The sequence below is a fragment of the Streptomyces sp. NBC_00873 genome, assembly GCF_045207415.1.
Classification (GTDB): Bacteria; Actinomycetota; Actinomycetes; order Streptomycetales; family Streptomycetaceae; genus Streptomyces.
The window spans coordinates 8,040,647-8,060,996 of sequence record NZ_CP108803.1 but is presented as its reverse complement, the minus strand read 5'-3'; the positions used below and the strand labels follow the sequence as shown (position 1 = coordinate 8,060,996).

General features: G+C 70.4%; 16 protein-coding genes. 13 read left to right on the top strand and 3 right to left on the bottom strand.

The genetic code is table 11. The features are described from left to right. The first annotated feature begins 103 nt into the window (after positions 1 to 103). From OH809_RS37210 to OH809_RS37195, 4 genes are all read left to right on the top strand, one after another. Entirely contained in the window at positions 104 to 226 is a 123-nt protein-coding gene (locus OH809_RS37210) for a hypothetical protein (RefSeq protein ID WP_406416884.1), read from the top strand. Between the two features lie 295 nt (positions 227 to 521). After that, complete coding sequence (locus OH809_RS37205) at positions 522 to 1,778, top strand: EfeM/EfeO family lipoprotein (RefSeq protein ID WP_406516102.1); 1,257 nt, start codon at positions 522 to 524, stop codon at positions 1,776 to 1,778. Then, on the top strand, positions 1,775 to 2,995 hold the full coding sequence (efeB, locus tag OH809_RS37200) for an iron uptake transporter deferrochelatase/peroxidase subunit (protein WP_406516101.1): 1,221 nt from the start codon (positions 1,775 to 1,777) through the stop codon (positions 2,993 to 2,995). The genes OH809_RS37205 and efeB overlap by 4 nt, the downstream gene beginning before the upstream one ends. A 185-nt stretch (positions 2,996 to 3,180) precedes the next feature. Next, positions 3,181 to 5,037 (top strand): phospholipase C, encoded by a 1,857-nt coding sequence (locus OH809_RS37195; protein ID WP_406516100.1) that lies wholly within the window; start codon positions 3,181 to 3,183, stop codon positions 5,035 to 5,037. Positions 5,038 to 5,211: 174 nt separating this feature from the next. Here the strand turns inward: OH809_RS37195 and OH809_RS37190 are convergent, their stop codons facing one another. Together OH809_RS37190 and OH809_RS37185 are read right to left on the bottom strand one after the other, a co-directional pair. Further along, a complete protein-coding gene (locus tag OH809_RS37190) occupies positions 5,212 to 5,355 on the bottom strand; it encodes a hypothetical protein (protein ID WP_406416895.1) in 144 nt (47 codons plus the stop codon). Between the two features lie 162 nt (positions 5,356 to 5,517). Beyond that, positions 5,518 to 5,685: a hypothetical protein gene (locus OH809_RS37185; protein ID WP_406416897.1), complete on the bottom strand. Its 168-nt coding sequence runs from the start codon at positions 5,683 to 5,685 to the stop codon at positions 5,518 to 5,520. Between the two features lie 191 nt (positions 5,686 to 5,876). Here OH809_RS37185 and OH809_RS37180 point away from each other — a divergent pair, with 191 nt between their 5' ends. The 9 genes from OH809_RS37180 (at position 5,877) to OH809_RS37140 (ending at position 17,933) form a co-directional block, all read left to right on the top strand. Continuing rightward, the gene (locus OH809_RS37180; protein ID WP_406416899.1) at positions 5,877 to 6,758 is read left to right on the top strand and encodes an SIS domain-containing protein; all 882 of its coding nucleotides are present in this window, start codon (positions 5,877 to 5,879) and stop codon (positions 6,756 to 6,758) included. After that, complete coding sequence (locus OH809_RS37175) at positions 6,755 to 7,723, top strand: ROK family protein (RefSeq protein WP_406416901.1); 969 nt, start codon at positions 6,755 to 6,757, stop codon at positions 7,721 to 7,723. Before OH809_RS37180 ends, OH809_RS37175 begins: the two co-directional genes overlap by 4 nt. Next, positions 7,720 to 8,661, top strand: a complete 942-nt coding sequence (locus OH809_RS37170) for a 1-phosphofructokinase family hexose kinase (RefSeq protein WP_406416903.1) — start codon at positions 7,720 to 7,722, stop codon at positions 8,659 to 8,661. The genes OH809_RS37175 and OH809_RS37170 overlap by 4 nt, the downstream gene beginning before the upstream one ends. Then, the gene (locus OH809_RS37165; protein WP_406416905.1) at positions 8,658 to 9,500 is read left to right on the top strand and encodes a ketose-bisphosphate aldolase; all 843 of its coding nucleotides are present in this window, start codon (positions 8,658 to 8,660) and stop codon (positions 9,498 to 9,500) included. The genes OH809_RS37170 and OH809_RS37165 overlap by 4 nt, the downstream gene beginning before the upstream one ends. Before the next feature lie 488 nt (positions 9,501 to 9,988). Continuing rightward, positions 9,989 to 12,883: a phosphocholine-specific phospholipase C gene (locus OH809_RS37160; protein WP_406416907.1), complete on the top strand. Its 2,895-nt coding sequence runs from the start codon at positions 9,989 to 9,991 to the stop codon at positions 12,881 to 12,883. Positions 12,884 to 13,199: 316 nt separating this feature from the next. Further along, positions 13,200 to 13,679, top strand: coding sequence for a DUF6643 family protein (locus OH809_RS37155; protein ID WP_406416908.1), 480 nt, complete (start codon positions 13,200 to 13,202; stop codon positions 13,677 to 13,679). 104 nt (positions 13,680 to 13,783) lie between these two features. Next, complete coding sequence (locus OH809_RS37150; protein ID WP_406416909.1) at positions 13,784 to 14,608, top strand: MOSC domain-containing protein; 825 nt, start codon at positions 13,784 to 13,786, stop codon at positions 14,606 to 14,608. A gap of 133 nt (positions 14,609 to 14,741) precedes the next feature. Beyond that, entirely contained in the window at positions 14,742 to 15,350 is a 609-nt protein-coding gene (locus OH809_RS37145; RefSeq protein ID WP_406416911.1) for a hypothetical protein, read from the top strand. Positions 15,351 to 15,500: 150 nt separating this feature from the next. Then, positions 15,501 to 17,933: a right-handed parallel beta-helix repeat-containing protein gene (locus OH809_RS37140; protein WP_406416912.1), complete on the top strand. Its 2,433-nt coding sequence runs from the start codon at positions 15,501 to 15,503 to the stop codon at positions 17,931 to 17,933. Here the strand turns inward: OH809_RS37140 and OH809_RS37135 are convergent. Next, positions 17,903 to 20,302, bottom strand: coding sequence for a hypothetical protein (locus OH809_RS37135; RefSeq protein WP_406424759.1), 2,400 nt, complete (start codon positions 20,300 to 20,302; stop codon positions 17,903 to 17,905). The two genes, OH809_RS37140 and OH809_RS37135, sit on opposite strands and share 31 nt — an antisense overlap. Between the last annotated feature and the right edge of the window lie 48 nt (positions 20,303 to 20,350).

The window sequence follows — 20,350 nt, the reverse complement described above, 5'->3', positions numbered from 1 at the left end:
CGCGGACCGACCGCGTCGTCCTGACCCCCGAAGACGAGCAGCGACTCACCGACTGGATACCACCTGGAGCGAGCGCCCCGGCCCCGTCCCGCTGGAGACGGTGATGATCTCACGGCTGCACCCGCCGCTCAACGTCGACGGCACCGAGCACGGCACCACCCGCGACCGCGTCAAGCAAGCACGGGCCCTCTACTACGCCAGCGCCGGGCCGCGCCCGGACAAGTAGCCCGCCCACCGGCGGGAAACAGCCTGGGCGCCCCGCTGCTGGCCTACTCGGGTCCGGGCGGTCCCGCGAAATCGAAGCCTTGCGACCACTGCATCACCGGCCTGTTCTGGCGCAGCGGCACTCACCGCCGCCGGTTGACCGAGGCGGTCGTGGCACGGCTGGGCGTGCGGGTGAACTACGGACGAATTCTGACTTTTCCTCTGGTCAAGAGTCGGTCAGGAACGCGGCTGCGGCCCTGCGGCCTGCCTAGGATCATCTGCGCCGCCTCGTTCGTACGACTCCCAGGAGGCCCGGCGTGCCCGAAGCCGCAGTCGGCGCCGAATCCGGTCCCATACTGCCCCCGCCCTCGCCCGGTCCCGCCCGGCGGCGCACCGCGCTGCTCGCAGCCGGCGCCCTGGCCGCCGCGGCAGCGGTGACAGCGGGGGTGCTGGCCGCCGGTGACTCCGGCGGGGGCCGACCTCAGGCGAGTACGGCCGACGGCCTGCGGCACACCACCGTCGAGGTCACGCCCGCCGGCTGCGGCCGCGGCTGGACCCGCCCCGAACCCGGCCGCCAGATCTTCGACCTCCGCAACACCTCCAGTACACCGGCCGAGGTGTACTTGACCGATCCGAAGACGGGCGCGGTCTACGGCGAGGTCGAAGGACTCGCCCCGGGCACCGTCCGCCCGCTCCGGGTGAGCCTCGGCAACGGCACGTACGCCTTCAAGTGCCTGCCCGACGACGCGGACGCCGTCACCGGCCCCACCGTCCGGATCACCGGCGGGACCGTGCACAGCGGCCCGGCCGCCGTGCCGGTGACCGAGCAGGACCTCATCCCTCCCACGCTCGCCTACCAGAAGTGGATCCAGGCCCGCACCGTCGAACTGGTCAAGAAGACCGACGTACTGCGTGACGCCGTCGACCGCGGCGACCTCGCAGCCGCCCGCGCCGCCTGGCTGCCCGCACACCTGGTGTACGAGCGGATGGGCGCCGCCTACGGCACCTTCGGCGACGCCGACAAGGTGATCAACGGCACCAACGCCGGGCTGTCCAGCGGCGTGCACGATGCAGACTTTGCCGGTTTCCACCGGGTCGAGTACGGACTGTGGCACGGCGAGTCGGCGAGCAGTCTGCGTGGCCCGGCCGACCGGCTCGCCAAGGCCGTACACGCGCTGCGCGACAGCTGGCCCACCCAGCGGATGGATCCGGCCGACGTCGGCCTGCGGGCGCACGAAATCCTGGAGAACACCGTGCAGTTCGAGCTGACCGGCCGTACCGACTACGGCAGCGGCACCAACCTGGCCACCGCCCGCGCCAACCTCGACGGCACCCGGGTGCTGCTCGGGTATCTGCGTCCGCTGCTGAAAACCCGCCAGACGGACCTTGCCGACCTCGGCTCGTGGCTGGACCGCACACAGCACACCCTCGACCGTTTCGACCAGGACGGCCGCTGGACGCCACCGGATCAACTGCCCCGCGCCCAGCGGGAGAAGGTCGACGCCGACCTGGGCGATCTGGTCGAGCGGCTCGCCGACGTGGCCGCCCTCACGGACGTACGGAGGACGGCGTGAAGCGCGTGAACGAGGTCGGGCGCCGGGGCTTCCTGGCGAGCGTCGCGGCCGTGGCCAGCGCGGGACTCGTGGCCGCCGACCACGGTGCCGCCTCCGCTGCACCGTCCCGCGAGGACGCGCGCGTGCGCTTCCAGGGCCGCCACCAGGCCGGCATCACCACTGCGGCGCAGCGCGCCACGGCGTTCGTGTCCTTCGACACCACCGCCGAGAACCGCAGCGAACTCGCCGACCTGCTGCGCACGCTCACCGACCGGGCCCGCTTCCTCACCGACGGCGGCAGCCCGGACGAGCTGGGCATCACCGCCCCGCCCACCGACTCCGGCACCCTCGGCCCCACCGTCCCCGCCGACGCGCTGACCGTCACGGTCGGCGTCGGCGCCTCCCTCTTCGACGACCGCTACGGCCTCGCCAGCCGCAGCCCCCGCCGGCTCACCACCATGCCGTCCTTCCCCGACGACGACCTCGACGCCGCCTGGTGCCACGGCGACGTGAGCGTGCAGTTCTGCGCCGACAGCCCGGACACCGTGCTGCACGCTCTGCGGGATGTCACCCGGCACACCCGCGGCGGCATGCAGGTGCGCTGGCGGATGGACGGCTTCATCAGCCCGCCCCGCCCCTCCGGCGCCCCGCGCAACCACATGGGCTTCAAGGACGGCATCGCCAACCCGGACGTCCGCGACACCCGAGCGATGGACCGTCTGGTGTGGGTGGGCAAGGGCGGTGGCGAGCCCGACTGGGCGACCGGCGGCAGCTACCAGGTCGTACGCCTCATCCGGATGCTGGTGGAGTTCTGGGACCGGGTCTCCATCACCGAGCAGGAACGGATACTCGGCCGCGCCCGCGACACCGGCGCACCCCTGGACGGACGCCACGAGACCGACGCCCCCAACTACCCTCAGGACCCCAAGGGCGACGTCATCCCACTGGACAGCCACATCCGCCTCGCCAACCCGCGCACCATCGCCACCGACGAGCAACGCATCCTGCGCCGCGGCTACAACTACGACCGGGGCATGGACAGCAACGGCAACCTCGACATGGGCCTGCTGTTCTGCAGCTACCAGCAGGACGTGGCACGGCAGTTCGAGGCCGTGCAGAAACGGCTGGCGGGCGAACCGCTGGTCGACTACATCACCCCGTTCGGCGGCGGCTACTTCTTCGCCCTGCCCGGCGTAGGGGAGACATCCGACTGGCTGGGACGCGGCCTGCTGACCTGATCCCGCCCGCCGACGCCGGTCAAGAGCAGGCCAAAAGACCATGAGAATCTCCTGACCGAACATTCGCTCGCCCGTCATTGCCGATGCCCCGCCCCGCCGACACCATGGCCAAAAATCGAGCCGTAGATGCCATGACCACCGATGTCGTGGCAGCGGAACTCAGTGCTCCCGGAAGGCATAACAGCATGATCGGCACAGAAAAAACCCCAGGCGCGCTGCGCCGGTTGACCCACGTGGGCGCCCTGCTCGGCGCCGCCGCCCTAGCAACGGCGAGCGCCGCCGTCCCCGCAGTGGCGTCCTCCGCGCACGACAGCACCGGCACCGCGACGCCGATCAAGCACGTGGTGGTGATCTACGACGAGAACGTCTCGTTCGACCACTACTTCGCCACCTACCCCCAAGCCTCCAACACCGACGGCACCACTTTCAAGGCCGCCAAGGACACCCCGAAGGCCGACAACCTGCTCAACGCCGGGCTGCTGACGAAGAACCCGAACCTGTACGCGCCCAAGCGGCTGGCCAGTTCGCAGGCCATGACCTGCGACCAGAACCACTCCTACGGCCCCGAGCAGTACGCGGCGAACGGTGGCAAGGCCGACAAATACGTCGAGAACACCGAAGTCAACAAGTGCAGCGGGCTCTTCGGCGAGCCCGGCCTGGTGATGGACTACTACGACGGCAACACCGTCACCGGCCTGTGGAACTACGCCCAGCAGTACGCGCTCAACGACACGTCGTACAGCTCGGTCTTCGGCCCCTCCACGCCCGGCGCGCTCAACCTCATATCCGGCCAGACCCACGGCGTCATCTCCGTCGACCCGGCCTCCGGCACCGAGAACCCGAAGCAGACGACGACCCCGGACCCGTCCACCGTGCTCTCCCCCGACGCCAAGGGCGTGGGCACGGTGATCAACGACCCGGACCCGGCCTACGACGACTGCTCGGACAAGGACCACACCAGCACCAGCGCGCTCGCGGCCATGCAGGGCAAGAACATCGGTGACCTGCTCAACGCCAAGGACGTGAGCTGGGGCTGGTTCCAGGGCGGCTTCCGCCCCAGCACCGCCTGGACGGGCAAGAGCGGCGACTACGCCAAATGCGGCGGCACCACCCACACCAACGTCGGCGGCGCGGCGGTGGAGGACTACAGCCCGCACCACTCGCCGTTCGAGTACTACAAGTCGACGTCCAACCCGCACCACCTGGCCCCGAAGAGCATCAGCGAGATCGGCCACAACGGGCAGGCCAACCACAACTACGACCTCACCGACTTCGACGCCGCCCTCAAGACCGGGAACCTCCCGGCCGTGAGCTTCCTGAAGGCCGCCGAGTACCAGGACGGCCACGCCGCGTACTCCGACCCGATCGACGAGCAGCACTTCCTGGTCAAGGAGATCAACGCGCTGCAGCAGTCACCGCAGTGGAAGTCCACCGCGGTCGTGGTCGCCTACGACGACTCCGACGGCTGGTACGACCACGCCACCTCGAAGGTGCTGAACGGCTCCACGGACTCCACCCTCGGCTCCAACGGCAAGGCCCTCGACAGCGCCGCCTGCCAGTCCGGCCCGGCCGCCGCGGGCGGCTACGCGGACCGCTGCGGCCCCGGCACCCGGCAGCCGCTGCTGGTCATCTCCCCCTACAGCAAGGTCAACAAGGTCGACCACACCGCCACCGAGCAGGCATCCATCACCCAGTTCATCGAGAACAACTGGCACACCGGCCGCATCGGCGACGCTTCCTTCGACCAGCGCTCCGGCACGCTGACCAACATGTTCGACTTCCAGCACCCCAACAACAAGCAGGTACTGCTGAATTCGGACGGCTCGGTCAAGTCGGTCAAGAAGATCCCGCATTACGCCCGCACGGCCACGTCCGCGTCCGACCTGGCCGCGTACACCCAGGACCTCGCCGCGCAGAACGTCGCCTACACCGGTTCCAGCTCCACGAGCCTGCCGATCGCCATCGCCGTCGGCATCCTCACCGCCGGCGCGGCAACCACCGCGTTCGCCCTGCACCGACGCAGGACGCGCACGGCAGCATGAGCGCGGCCGGGTAGCGCCCGGCTGATTCCCGGCAATCGCTCACCCTGATGGCAGCGCCCTGGCACGAGGAGGTTCGTCAGGTTGGGTTGGCGCTGTGGTGGCGTGCACGGCCGGCGGAGCAGAACATCGACCGTGCACGCCGCCCGCGTTTCAAACGCTCCCGCCGCGCTCCGCTCAGAGCACAGGATCCTGCGCCTGAACGCCTGCGAGCTTGCTGCCGGATCCGGTGAACGCGAAGGACTGGCCCTTGGCGATGATGTTGTCGGGCGTGCACGGTGTGGTGTTGGGCCAGGTGACGGTCCGGTCCGCCCGCATCACCGCCGGAACCGGCGGATCGGTGGATCAGTCAGTGGTGCGCGCCACGACCTCGGAGATCACCGGGGCCGGGCTCCCGGTCTTCCACAGCAAGCGCACCGTGTCGGCCTTGATGCCGTGCGCGGGCAGGCGCGTGTACGGCCCTGACAGCGCCCCGATGGTCCGTCACACATCGCCGTCCTGAACCTGTACCAGGACCTGGGCGCGACCGTCGCCGGGCTGGAGGACCAGCACCGAGTCCAGTGACTTCGCCGACGGCAGCTTCACGACGAGTGCATCTCCGTCGGCCGGCGGACCGTCGGCGCGGTAGGCGGTGGCCAGGTCCCCGTCCACCGCGGGCCAGCGACGAGCCCTGCGCGGGAGCCGGCGAGGTCCTGGCCCTTCTGGAGTCCGTGTGTGGATCGGCGGTGCCCCTGCCGAAGTCGCGGGCCACACTGGATAGATGCGTGAAGCTGCGTGAAAATGCTAGGTTAGGAGCATCTTCGCGCATGACACTCCAAGACTTGGGCAGGCAGGAGGAACCCATGACCCATGTATCCGAAGAGATCGCGAGCCAGCCAGAGTGCTGGCGCCGCGCGCTGGAGCTGAGCCCCAAGGACCTGCCCGAACCGGGCGAGCGCGTAGCCGTCATCGGCTGCGGGACCTCGCTCTACATCGCGCAGGCCTACGCGTCGCTGCGCGAGTCGGCCGGCCTCGGCGAGACCGACGCCTTCGCGGCCTCCGACTTCCCCACCTCACGTCGCTACGACCGGGTCCTCGCGATCAGCCGTTCCGGCACCACGACCGAGGTGCTGGCCGCGCTCGAACAGATACAACAGATACAAGGGACACCCACGGTCGCCGTCACTGGCGATCTCGCGACGCCGATCACCACAGCTGCCGGCAGCGTCGTCGACCTCGCCTTCGCAAACGAGAAGTCGGTCGTGCAGACCCGCTTTGCGACAACGTGCCTGGCGCTGCTGCGCGGACACCTCGGCCTCGCCCCGGCGGACCTGCCCGAGCAGGCGAAGCAGGCGCTCCTCGCACCGCTGCCCGAAGGCGCCACCACGGCACAGCAGTTCACCTTCCTCGGCACCGGCTGGACCACCGGCATCGCCAACGAGGCAGCGCTCAAGCTGCGGGAGGCCTCCGGGTCCTGGACCGAGTCGTACCCTGCCATGGAGTACCGGCACGGCCCGATCAGTGTCACTGCACCCGGCAGCGTGGTGTGGTTCTTCGGCGAGCCTCCCACCGGCCTCCTCGACCAGGTCCGCGCCACCGGCGCCGTCGCCTCGCTCTCCCCGCTGGACCCGCTCGCCGACCTGATCCGCGCGCAGCGGCTCGCGGTGGAGCTGGCCGAGAGCCGGGGGCTCGACCCCGACCAGCCGCGTAACCTCACCCGCTCGATCATCCTGACCCGGCCATGAGCGAGCACATCGCGAGACTGGTCGACCGATTCGTGATCGCACTCGATGTCGGTGGCACCCAGATCAAGGGCGGCGTGTGCGCAGGGGACGGCACCGTCCTGCACTCCAAACGATGGCTCACCAGGGCCGAACTCGGGCCGAACTCGTTGATCAACACGATCCTCCACTGCGCCGACGAACTAGCGGCCCTCGCCAAGCGCTCGGGCCGGCCCGCGGAAGCGGCATGCACCGTGGTTCCTGGAATCATTGACGAAACATCAGGTACCGCGGTCTACTCCGCCAGCCTCGGCTGGCAGAAGGTGCCGGTGCGGCAGTGGCTCGCCAAGCACCTGGGCCTTCGGGTCGCCTTCGGACACGACGTCCGGGCCGGCGGCCTCGCCGAGGCGCGCCTGGGTGCTGGGCGCGGCTGCGGCAGTTTCCTCTTCGTCCCGCTCGGCACCGGGATCGCCGCCGCCATCATGGCCGACGACCGGGCCCTGCCCGGCGCCCACGGGTCCGCCGGAGAACTCGGCCACCTGGTGGTGCGCCCCGGAGGCGACCCCTGCTCCTGCGGCAACCATGGCTGCCTGGAGACCCTCGCCTCCGCCTCCGCCATCGCCCGCCGTTACACCCAGGCGACGGGAGAACGAGAAGTCATCGCCGAGGAGATCCACCGCCGCGCAGAGGCCGGCGACGCGGACGCCGCGAGGATCTGGGGCGACGGCATCGAGGCACTCGCCGACGGGCTGGCCGCCACCGTCACCCTCCTCGACCCCGAGCGCATCGTCCTCGGCGGCGGCCTGGCCAAGGCCGGCGAGGCGCTTTTCGCCCCGCTCCGCACCGCGCTGGCCCGGCGGCTCACCTTCCAGCGGGCGCCGCAGCTGCTAGCCGCCGAACTCGGCCACGAAGCCGGCTGCCTCGGCGCCGCCCTGCTCGCCCAGGAGCTCCTGCACAGCCGGAGCCATCGGCGAGGCGGTGCCGAATGATCCTCACCGTCACCCTCAACGCCGCCGTCGACGTCACGTACCACCTCGACCGAGTCCACCGGCACGGCAGCAACCGCGTGCACGAGGTCGCCCAGCGCGCCGGCGGCAAGGGCATCAACGTCGCCCGGGTACTCACCGCGCTCGGCCACGCCACCGTGGTCACCGGCCTGGCCGGCGGCGCGACCGGCGAGGCCGTCCGGACCGACCTGGCGGCATCCGGGCTGCACGACGAACTGATGGCCATCGAGGGGCAGACCCGCCGCACCGTCGCCGTCGTCGAGGACCAGGACGGCGACGCCACGATGTACCTGGAACCCGGACCCACCGTTACCCTCGCGGAGTGGTCGCGCTTCCTGGCCCGTTACGAGCAACTGCTCTCCGACGCGGCGGCCGTGGTTCTCTGCGGCAGTCTGCCTGTCGGCCTGCCACAGAACGCCTACCGGCTCCTCGTCAGTCTCGCGGCCTCACGTCGGGTACCCGCGATTCTCGATGCCGACGGCGACGCTCTGCGTGCCGGACTCTCCGCAGGGCCGGCTCTGGTCAAACCCAACGCCCACGAACTCGCCACCGCCACGGGCACGGCCGACCCGCGAGCAGGAGCCCAGGCACTGCGCGCCGCCGGGGCCCACGCCGCGGTCGTCTCACTCGGTCCGGGAGGGCTGCTCGCCACCACCCCCGAGGGGAGTTGGCAAGCCCGCCCGCCCGGGAAGGTTCGTGGCAATCCGACCGGCGCGGGCGACTCCGCCGTCGCCGCTCTCGCCGTCGGCCTCGTGGAAGCTACCCCTTGGCCCGAACGCCTCACTCACGCGGTCGCCCTGTCCGCGGCCACCGTGCTCGCCCCGCTGGCGGGAAGCTTCGACCCCGCCGACTACCGCCGCCTGCTGCCCCTCGTCCGGGTGCAGCCGCTCAACCCCACGTCCCCTCAAGGAGAGTCATGACCCTCGTAGGCACGGGCGACATAGTCTCCCCCGCGGTCCTCGCCGGTTGCGGCGTCGGCGCCTTCAACGTCATCCAACTCGAGCACGCCGAGGCCATCGTCGCGGGCGCCGAACGCGCCGGGGCACCGGTGATCCTCCAGATCAGCGAGAACGCCGTCCGCTACCACGGCGCGCTGGCTCCGGTCGGCGCGGCCACCCTGGCGGTCGCCCGGGCCGCGAATGTGCCGGTCGCCGTCCACCTCGACCACGCGACCTCGCCCGAGCTGGTCCGCGAAAGCGTGGAACTCGGCTTCACTTCGGTCATGTTCGACGCCTCCGCGCTCGACTACGCGGACAACGTACGCGCCACCGCCGAAGTCGTCGCCCACTGCCACGCGGAGGGCGTCTGGGTCGAGGCCGAACTCGGCGAGGTGGGCGGCAAGGACGGCGTCCACGCACCCGGTGCCCGCACCGACCCGGCCGAGGCTGCCGCCTTCACCGAGAGCACCGGCGTGGACTCGCTCGCGGTGGCCGTTGGCACCTCGCACGCCATGCTGACCCGCGACGCCGTCCTCGACTTCGAGCTGATAGCCGCCCTCAGCAAGGCCGTTCCGGTGCCGCTGGTGCTGCACGGATCCTCCGGCGTGGCCGACGAGCACCTGACCGCGGCCGTTGAGCACGGTATGACCAAAATCAACATCGCGACCTACCTCAACCATGCGTTCACCGCCGCGGTACGCGAACGGCTCGCCGCCGACGTCGAGTTGGTCGACACCCGGCGCTACCTCGGCGCCGGCCGAACCGCCGTGGCCGACGAGGTGGCCCGCCTGCTCGGCGTGCTACGCGCCCGCCGTCCCTGATGTCGGGGCCCGGTCCCGGTGCCCGGCCTTCGTGTGAACCATCACGAGTCGGCTGCCCGTCACGGCGCCGACTCGATTTTCCGCATGCGATTCCCCATCACCGTTCTCCGGTTGGCAGCCGGCCCGTACGAAAACCCAGGTGAACGGGAATCGGATGCCGGACGTATTCTCACCGAGCTCGCCCACGCATTCCAGAAGCCGCTGAGCAACCTTTCTGCCATTCCCGTGAACGGTGCCCGCAGAATCGGCTGTGGGCTGGGAAAACAAGCGCCGGTACCTGCAGGGAGGTCACTTCGGGCTGCCCTGGAATAGCTCGAATCGAAATTTTTTCAGCCCGCATCCGTTACCTCGAATTCACTCACCGCGCGTTCCCTGCGTAATGTCGGCGCACCTAGGCTGCCACTCGGTCGAAATTGACCTCAGCCAACCGCAGGGGAATTCCTTCATTGGGTCCGGCTGATTCCACTTGACGGAAAAGGAGCTTCCAGGTGACGGGTACAAGCCGTCGGAACTTTCTCGGTATGGCTGGCGCATCGCTGGCCGGTGCCGTGGCGACTCAACTGCTTCCAGGCGCGATCGGCAAGGCGCTGGCGATCGAACCCACCCGCAGGACAGGGACGGTCGAGGACGTCGAGCACGTGGTGATCCTGATGCAGGAGAACCGCTCGTTCGATCACTATTTCGGCACGATGCGGGGTGTGCGCGGGTACGCGGACCCTCGGCCACACATCCTGCCGAACGGCCGGCCGGTGTGGTATCAGCCGCCGGCCCGTGTACACGCCGGAAACTACAACGCCCGGGGCCTGCCGGCCGATGCGGAGTACGTGTTGCCGTTCCCGGTGGATGCGCTGCGTACCAGCGAGCACATCGTCGGGACCAATCATGGTTGGGGCAGCGGGGAACTGCTGTGGAACCAGGGCCGGTACGACGGGTGGGTGAACGAGAAGCAGGACGTGTTCACCATGGCTCACCTGAAGCGGTCGGAGTTGCCTTATCACTTCGCCCTGGCGGAGGCGTTCACAGTGTGCGACGCGTACCACTGCTCGATGCCTGCCGACACCGCCCCTAACCGCATCATGCTGTGGAGCGGCACGATCGACCCGCAAAACCGGCTGGGCCGCAAGCCGAATGGCCCCGGTATCGGGGAGCGTGGTGGCGTCAACGGCTATACGTGGACCACCTACCCGGAGCGGTTGCAGGCCGAGGGAGTCAGCTGGAAGCTGTATCAGGGCGGCACCGGGATTCCTGGCCAGCCGACGGACAACTTCACCGACAACTCACTGGAGTTCTTCTCCCGTTACCAGGTCCGGGAGGGTGCATCGGGACCGCTGGTGGAGCAGGGCGTGTCCACCCATACGCTGAAGGAATTCCGCAGCGATGTGGTGAGCGGGAAACTGCCGCAGGTGACATGGGTCGTACCGCCGTACCAGTACAGCGAACATTCCTCCGCCTCCCCCGCCGACGGGGCGTACTACATCGACCACGTCCTGGAAGCACTCGTGGCCAACCCCGAGGTGTGGAGCAAGACCGTCCTGATCATCAACTACGACGAGAACGACGGTCTGTTCGACCACGTCGTTCCCCCCATGCTGCCTGTGACCAACAAGGTCGGCACCGACGGGCTCGTATCGCAGAGCCTGGCAGCCAGCCTGGCCGACGAAATCCTGGACTTTGACGTCTGGCGCGCGGGCGAATCGCCGTCGGGCGACAGTGCTCGCGGGAAGCAACCCGCCGGGTTGGGTTCCCGAGTGCCGATGATCGTTGTGTCGCCGTTTTCGAAGGGCGGCTGGGTCTGTTCCGAGACGTTCGACCACACCTCGGTGCTGCGGTTTCTCGAGACCCGATTCGGTGTCGCCGAGCCGAACATCAGCGCCTGGCGGCGCTCGGTGTGCGGTGACCTCACCTCCGCGTTCGACTTCGCCCGGCCCGACAGCGAGCCCGTCACCCCTGCGGTACCGAAGGCGATGCAGAGTCAGCACCAGCCGTTCTCCGTCAGGCTGCCGCAGGCGATGCCTGAGCAGGAGCCCGGTGTCCGCCCAGCACGGCCGCTGCCGTACCGGTTCGCCGTCGGACTCAGCGACAAGCGGGATGCGCGGTCGCTCTCGCTGCAGTTCGTCAACAGCGGAGAGGTGGGCACGTACTTCTACGTATACACACACAACGACTCGCCGCGCCGCTACACCGTGGCTGCTCACGACACCATCAGCGACGTCTGGGACAGCGCCCTGGCAACCGATGCGCAGGGCCACTACGACCTGCGCGTGACCGGGGCCAACGGATACCTCGGCCACTTCACCGGCACCACCGCGAACACCGCGGAACCGCGGGTATCGGTACGCCTCGACGACACCGGAAGTCCCCAGCTGGTCCTCGACGTCAGCAACCCTGGTACCGCCCCCCGGACGCTCCACATCCGTAACGACTACAGTCACGCCGCCCAGCGCGCCGTCAATCTCAAGCCGGGCGAAACCACCAAGGTCACGTGGGAAACCGAGTCTGCGCACGGCTGGTATGACATCTCGGTGACCGACAAGGCCGACCCGAGCTACCTCCGCCGGTTCGCCGGCCACCAGGAGACCGGACGTCCCAGCTTCAGTGATCCCGGGCCGATACGTGCCATGCCGTCGGTCGCCCTCCAGGTGCCCGAATTGGTCAAGGGCGGCCAGTCCTTCACCGCAACCACGACGGTCAGCGTGCCTGCCGACGAGCTCCCGGCCACCAATGTGACCGCCGCGCTCGCGGCGCCCGACGGCTGGACCGTCACCCCGCACACCGCAGCGGCCGACCCCGTCCGGGTCCTGGGCGGAACATCGGCCACCTTCACCTGGGACGTCACCGCGCCGGCCGCCGTCGGCAAGGTGAACCCGCTCACCACCACCGTGCGGTTCGATCAGGGCGGCGAGTCGCAGATCGTCAGCGACGAGCGGATCGTCGAGGGGCTCATCCGCCTCGTCCCGCAGTCGAAGATGTCGGTGGCCTACGTGGACAGCCAGGAGACCGTCGGCGAGAAGGCCCCGGCCACCAACGTCCTCGACGGCAACCCGGGCACCATCTGGCACACCCAGTGGTCCCCCACCTCCGCACCGATGCCGCACGAGATCCAGCTCAACCTCGGCGGCGATTACACCGTGAACTGTCTGAACTACCTGCCACGCCAGGACAATTCCAACGGCCGCATCGCCAAGTACGAGGTGTACACCAGCAAGGACGGCACCAACTGGGGCAACCCGGTCGCCACCGGAACCTGGACCGACACCAACGCGGAGAAGCAGGCCAGCTTCACCCCGGTCAGCGCGCACTACATCCGGCTGCGCGCGCTCAGCGAAGTACACGGCAACCCGTTTACCACGGCCGCCGAGATCAACGTCCGCCTGGCCGACTGACGACCGCCCCATCCCGGCAGGGCGCGCAGGCATCACGCCCGCCCTGCCGGGCCTTCACTCCAACGAACAACTCGGTCGCCTGTATCCGGATGTCCTCGCGAAGCCCTCCGTCCTGGCGAGTGCCACGCGGGTGTCGGCCTTTGCAGCCCATCCGCCACTTCTCGTTAGCCATGAGGCCCTCCAACGGAAAAGCCCCCACTGGTTACGGTAGCTTTAACGATGTTTTAGCAGGTCAGGCGGACAGAAGCAGCGTAAAACGGATGACCCTAGGATTGGGACTCCCCAACCAGCACATCGTGGGCTTAACTTAGGTGTCATGACCTCCCCCCGCTCCACCTACGGCGGCGGCTACTACGCCGCACCGTCGTACCCCGACACTCCGATCTACGACTCCCTGGTCGCGGAGCGGGGTACACCTCAGATTGCCCCGATCCGAGTGCCGGCCTCGTACGACACCGGAAACAGCTACCTGCCGGCGCTCCCGTCGGCGCTGCCGGCGCTTCCCGCGGCGCCTTCCCAGCCGAACCCGTCGTACGGCTACCCGCAGCAGATGGCCGCACCGCAGCAGAACTACGCGCCGATGCAGCCGGCTCATCTGGAGCACGCTCCCGCGCCGTACATCCCGCAGCAGCCGACCGGCATGCGGGGCGGCTACCAGACGCCTCAGCCCCAGCAGCAGCGCCCGGCGCCGGGCACGGGGTACGAGTCGATGCGTCCGGCGTCGCCGCGGCCCGTACCCGCGCCCTCTCCGTACGAGGACCCGCACAACCGCCCGTACCAGGGCCGGGGGTACTGAGGCCGGCCGGCCTGAGCCGCCGCAGAACCAGCTGCACACGGCCGCGGTCCGTCCCGGGGCCCGATCCGAAGGACGGGCCCCGGGGGGACTGGCAGGATGGGGGCATGCGTCCTCCCGCACTGCGCGCCGTACACATCCATCCGGTCAAGTCGCTGGTCGGATGCGCGCCCGGCGAGGCCGCCGTCGAGCCATGGGGACTCGACGGCGACCGCCGGTGGATGCTGGTCGATACCACGGGCCGGGCCGTCACACAGCGGCAGCAGCCGCGCATGGCGCTGGTCTCCGCCGTGCCGCTGCCCGGGGGCGGCATCGGTCTGTCGGCGCCGGGGAGCGCGCCGCTGGCCGTCGAGGTGCCCGAGCCCGGACGCACGGTCCCCGTGGCGCTGCACCGGTCCACCATCGAGGTGGTGGAGGCTGCGGCCGCCGCCCACACCTGGTTCAGCGACCGCCTGGCCACGGAGGTCCGGCTCGTCCATCTCGACGCGCCCGGGACCCGCCGTCTCATCAATCCCGCGTACGCGCGCCCCGGTGAGACCGTCGGATTCGCCGACGGCTACCCGCTGCTCCTGACCTCCAGCGCCTCGCTGGACGCCTTGAACTCACTCATCGCGCAGGGCGACCACGCAGACGAGGGGCCGCTGCCGATGAACCGTTTCCGGCCGAATGTCGTCGTGGACGGCACGGCGCCGTGGGCGGAGGACGGATGGGACAGGATCGCCATCGGCGATGTCCCGTTCCGCGTGGTCAAACCCTGTGACCGCTGTGTCATCACCACCACCGACCAGGTCACGGCGGAGCGCGGCAAGGAGCCGCTGCATACCCTCGCGCGCCACCGCCGTGCCCGGCAGGACCTGCTGTTCGGCCAGTATCTGATTCCGGACGGGACCGGAGTGATCCGGATCGGGGACCCGGTTCGGATTCTCGGCTGACGGCCCGGCCGGGAGGGGAACTCGCGGGACCGGACCGCGCGTTGGACGGGGTGAGGTAGCTCTCTCTTCGTCTGCTCGGCGCGCGGGCTGTGCCGTATCGGGATATGACGGATGCGGAAGGGGGTGCAGGACTGTGCGAGCGGTATCGGGAGTATGGCGTTGGCGACACAATCCCCTGCGCCGCGCCACTGACCGGCGCGAGGCGTGGGTGGCTCTGGTGGCGCTGCTGTTGATGGCGGTGGCGGCGCCTGCGCTCGGGGGGCTGTGCGGGTCGCTCATGGACGACGTCCTGCAGGAGTCGGTACGGATCCAGCAGGCGCAGCGGCATGCCACGACGGCGGTTGTGGTGCGCCCGGCGTCGGCGGCGCCGCGTCTGGTCTCCGACCCCGAGGTCTCCTCGGAGCGCACGACGCAGACGTCGGTGGTGGCGCGCTGGAAGGCCCCGGACGGCACAGCCCGCAGCGGAAGGGTCGCGACCTCTTCGAAGGTCACCGATCCCGGCTCCCGGGTGCGGATCTGGACCGACCTGGACGGCCGCCCGGCGGCGGGCCCGATGGATGTGCCGACGGCCCACACCCATGCGGCACTGGCCGGATTCGGGGTGATGCTGCTGGGCATCGCACTGATTGAGGGCGGGCGGCGCCTGATCGTATGGCACATGGTGCAACGGCGGTATGCGCGGCTCGACCGGGCGTGGGCCGAGGCCGGTCCGGACTGGGGCAGGACGGGCACCGGCAGCTGATGAGCTGGGATCCCGTCAACTCCCGCCCTCCGCGCGCGCTACGGTGGACCGGTCCGCTCACCTCTTCGGCGGACGGATCCGTGACGACCCCTGCCGCAAGGCCGGCCGCACGGGCATCGGACACGCACGAGGTGGGGGCACAACAGCGCCATGGCACAGGGCACGGTCCAGGTGACGCACACCGGCACATCGCGGTGGCGGCGCCGCACTGGCGAATACGCCTCCCTCACCGCAGCCCTTGACGCCGCGGCGGACGGTGATGTCCTCACCGTCGCGCCGGGCACCTACCGGGAGAATCTCGTCCTGCACCGCGCGGTGACCCTGCGCGGTCCGGAGGGCTCCGTCGGCTCCGTCCGGATCGCGCCGGTCGACGGCGTACCGCTGACGGTGCGTGCCTCCGCCGTCGTCCAGGATCTGCATGTGGAGGGCCAGGACTCGGCGGCCCCCGCACTGCTCATCGAGGACGGCGCCCCCGAGCTGGCGGATCTGCGGATCGTGACGCGGTCGGCCGCCGGGATAGAGGTGCGCGGTACGGCCCGGCCGAACGTGCGCCGCTGCACGGTCGACAATCCGGCCGGGGTCGGCATTGCCGTGCTCGACGGTGCGGGCGGGGTGTTCGAGGAGTGCGAGATCGTGTCGGCCGGGCAGTCCGGGGTCTCGGTGCGCGACGGTGCGCATCCGCGGCTGGAACGCTGCCGGGTCCATCACTCCTCGGGTGCCGGACTGAGCATCACCGGTGAGGGCAGCGCGCTGGAGGCCGTCGGCTGCGAGGTGTACGAGATCAAGGGCAGCGGTATACAGGTCACCGCCCGCGCCTCCGCGCACCTCACCGACTGCACGGTGCACCGCACTTCGGCGGACGGGGTCACGCTCGACACGGACGCGGTGCTGACTCTCGCCGACTGCGACATCCATGACATCCCGGAGAACGCGGTGGATCTGCGCTCCCGTTCGGTCCTCACCCTGACGCGTTCCACGGTCCGCCGCTTCGGGCGCAACGGCCTGTCGGTGTGGGACCCGGGCACCCGGGTCGACGCCAACCAGTGCGAGATCCACGACAGTACGGGCGACTACCCGGCGGTCTGGGTGAGCGACGGCGCGACCGTGATACTGGACTCGTGCCGGGTCCATGACGTGCCGGACGCGATCTTCGTCCTCGACCGGGGCTCGCGCGCCGATGTCGTCGACAGCGATCTCACCCAGGTCCGCAACACGGCGGTGTCGGTGAGCGACGGGGCGACCGCACAGCTCGACGACTGCCGGATCCGGGAGGCGTCCACCGGCGCCTGGTTCCGCGACCACGGCAGCGGCGGCACGCTGAACAACTGCACCATCGACACGGCACAGACCGGGGTCATCGTCACCAAGGGCGCCGACCCGACCATCGAGCGCTGCACGGTCACCTCGCCCGCCGAGGCCGGTTTCTACGTCTCCGCCGAGGGACGCGGCACCTTCGACAGCTGCCGGGTCACCGGCAGTGACGGATATGGCTTCCACGTGATGGACGGCTGCCGTTCGACGCTGACCCGGTGCCGTACCGAGCGGTGCGCGCGCGGCGGCTACGAGTTCGCCGAGGGCGGCTCGCACGGCGACGGGCAGGGGACGGGCCCAGTCGTCGAGGACTGCACCAGCGACGAGAGCGCACTGCGCACCGCCACTCCCCCGCCGCCCACGGTGCTGACGGCCGCCCAGTCGGCCCCCGGGCTGCTCGATGCGGTGCCCACGCAGCGCCCGGCCGTGCCCGCCGCCGTCGAGGCACCCGCCGAGCCGGTACGTACCTCGGGCGCCGTTCTCGGTGAACTGGACGCGCTGGTCGGCCTGGACAGCGTCAAGCGCGAGGTACGTGCACTCACCGACATGATCGAGGTGGGCCGCCGCCGCCTGGAGGCGGGGCTGAAGGCCGCGTCGGTGCGACGCCATCTCGTCTTCACCGGCTCCCCCGGCACCGGCAAGACGACCGTAGCCCGACTGTACGGCGAGATCCTGGCCTCGCTCGGGGTGCTGGAGCGGGGGCATCTCGTCGAGGTGTCCCGGGTCGATCTGGTCGGCGAGCACATCGGCTCGACCGCCATCCGTACCCAGGAGGCGTTCGAGCGGGCGCGCGGCGGGGTGCTGTTCGTCGACGAGGCGTACGCGCTGTCGCCGGAGGACTCCGGCCGGGACTTCGGCCGCGAGGCGATCGACACGCTCGTGAAACTGATGGAGGACCACCGGGACGCGGTGGTCGTGATCGTCGCCGGTTACACCCACGAGATGGAGCGGTTCCTCACCGTCAACCCAGGCGTGGCGTCCCGTTTCTCACGGACCATCACCTTCAGCGACTACGAGCCCGCCGAACTGCTGCGGATCGTCGAGCAGCAGGCCGAGGAGCACGAGTACAGCCTCGCCGAGGGCACCGGAGAGGCGCTGCTGAAGTACTTCACCGAGCTGCCCAAGGGTCCGGCGTTCGGCAATGGCCGGACCGCCCGCCAGACCTTCGAGTCGATGGTCGAGCGGCATGCCGGCCGGGTCGCCCAGCTCGCCGAGCCGAGCACGGACGACCTCACCCTGCTCTACCCGGAGGACCTGCCGGAACTCCCCTGAGTCTCCTCGGAGCCCGCGTCGGCCTGGCGGGGCAGCGCCGGCCCGAGCCGGACGAGCAGCGCCGCCCGTTCCTCGGCGAAGACCGGGTCGGCCTGGTAGTCCGAGTGGCCCAGCACCGGTTCGGGCAGCGGGTGCTCCGGCGTACGCCCGTAGACCAGCGGGTCCCGCAGAGGCCCCCGGTCCACTTCGGGGCCGGCCCCCACGTCGAGCCGGACCTGACCGCCGATCGGGTCGGTGGCCCGCCACAGGTTGCGCCAGCAGTGCACGGACCGGTGCAGTCCATGCAGCGGTCCGGGACCGAAGTAGGCCGGGAACCAGCGCCCGTACAACCGCTCGATCGGCGAACCGTAGGTGAGGAGCGCGACCCGTTTGCGGGCCCCGGCCGACAGCTGCCAGACGGCGGACGCCGCGAGAACGCTGCCCTGGGAGTGCCCGGAGATGACGAGCCTGCCGCGGGTGCGGCCTGTCCAGCCGGACATCCGGGATGCCAGATCGGGGACGGCGCGCTCGGCGTAACAGGGGGGCGCGAAGGGGTGGGCGGCGCGCGGCCAGAACGTACCGACGTCCCAGAGGATGCCGATGGTGCGCCGGGTGGAGGCGTCCCGGTAGGCGCGTCGACCGCAGGTCACAAAGACGATGAAACCGAAGCCGATCAGCCAGGAGCCGGTCGACTGGGCGGCTTCCGCGACCGACTCGATGAACGGACCGGCACCGTCCAGCGCCAGCCCCGGCACCTCCCCGCTCACCCATGCCCCGGCGACCGCTCCCGCGCCGAGCAGCAGGGTGGCGCCGGAGACCAGCCCGAGGAGCCAGGGCGCGGAGTCGGTGAGCGCGGCCAGGGCCCGGGTCCTGGCGATCTGCCGGGTACGGGCGGCGTCCGGCCGCTTCTCCCTGTACTCCTTGTCGACCTCGGGTTCCATGGCGCGGGCGGCGAGCCAGGTGCGTACGCCCAGCACGACGACGGGAATCAGCAGCAGGACCAGGAGCACCGGGATGACCGAGGCCTGCCAGCTCAGCAGGACCGGGGGCCCGTCGATGAGGGAGCTCCGGCCCATGCCGGGAGTGCCCGGTCCGTCGAGCCAGTCGGCGACGCGCTGGGCGACCCCGCCGGACATGACGCCGCCGAGGGCGCAGGCGAGCATCGCGACCGCGGGGCCGCCGAGTCCGTACATGACCGTACGCGGCTCGGGCGTCCGGCGGTACAGGCCGAGCGCGACCGCCGCGAGGGCGACCACGAGCATGCCCTGGCCGACGGTGAGGACGTGGAAGGTGACGTCTCCGGGAAGCGTGCCGGCGGAGACCCAGCCGGGACGGGACCAGGCCGCGTGCACCGCGGTGACGACGAGCAGGGCGAGGGCGGTGCCGGGCAGCCAGGTGATGACGGCGCCGTCGAGCCGGTTGTCGAGCCGCCGCTCGCTGCGACCGCGGCTGCAGACCACCCAGAGCACGACGAGCGTGCCCAGCACGAGCATCGCCTCGATCAGCTGCCCCAGGAACTCGGGTACGGGGCCGGTGACGGCGCGGTCGTGACGGGCCGCGGCACCCGCGACGGAGTCCGCCACGGTCAGGAACCCGGCGGCGGTGTGCGCGGCCCGCAAGCGGGCGACGAGCCGCCGGCCGTACCAGAAGCCGGGGCGGCCGAGGGCGGGGCGGCCGACGGGGGTTTCGGCGGCGGGGGTTTCGGTGGTGGAGGCGGCCTCGGTCCCGTTGTCGAGGACGTCGTCGTCCGGTTCCGCGCCGGTGAGCGGGCGCTGCGACTCGTAGGCGCTCCAGGTCCGGTTGGACAGGAACCAGAGCAGCCCCACCAGTACGGTGGGCACCAGAGCCGCCAGCGCGAGCCGCCGCCCCGGCTGCGCCCACCAGCCGTCCTGCGCCGTCGACAGGAAGCCGAGCCAGGACCGTTGGTTCGAGCACTCCGGTACACCCGCGCACTGCCAGGCCACCAGATCCAGCGCGACCTCGCACGCCGCAGCCGTCAGCAGGACGGTCAGGCTGAGGGCGACGAGGCGCACGAGTACGCCGTACAGCCGGACCGCGCGGGTGCGGCCCTTGGCCGTGGGCCGCATCCAGTGGGCCAGGTTGACGACCATGAACGGGAGCAGCAGCAGCCACAGCGCGCGCGAGCCGTTGCCGGAGGTGAGATTGGACCAGCAGTACGCCTCCTCGATGGGCCGGTCCCGGTACCGCTCCGGGTGCTCTTCGGCGTCGACGTCCCCCGAGCGCCGGAAAATGGCAGCCGTCGCATCACCGGTGACCCGGGCGATGCGCGGATCCCGGAGCATCGACTGGGGGGTGGCTCCGCCGACGCCATGGACCAGGAGTTCCAGCGCGGCCCCCGTGCTGTGCGGGGCCTCGGTGACAGGGGGCACGTGGATGACTCGCTCTCTTGCTGTCGCGGCGTTCCGGCCCGCGTACTG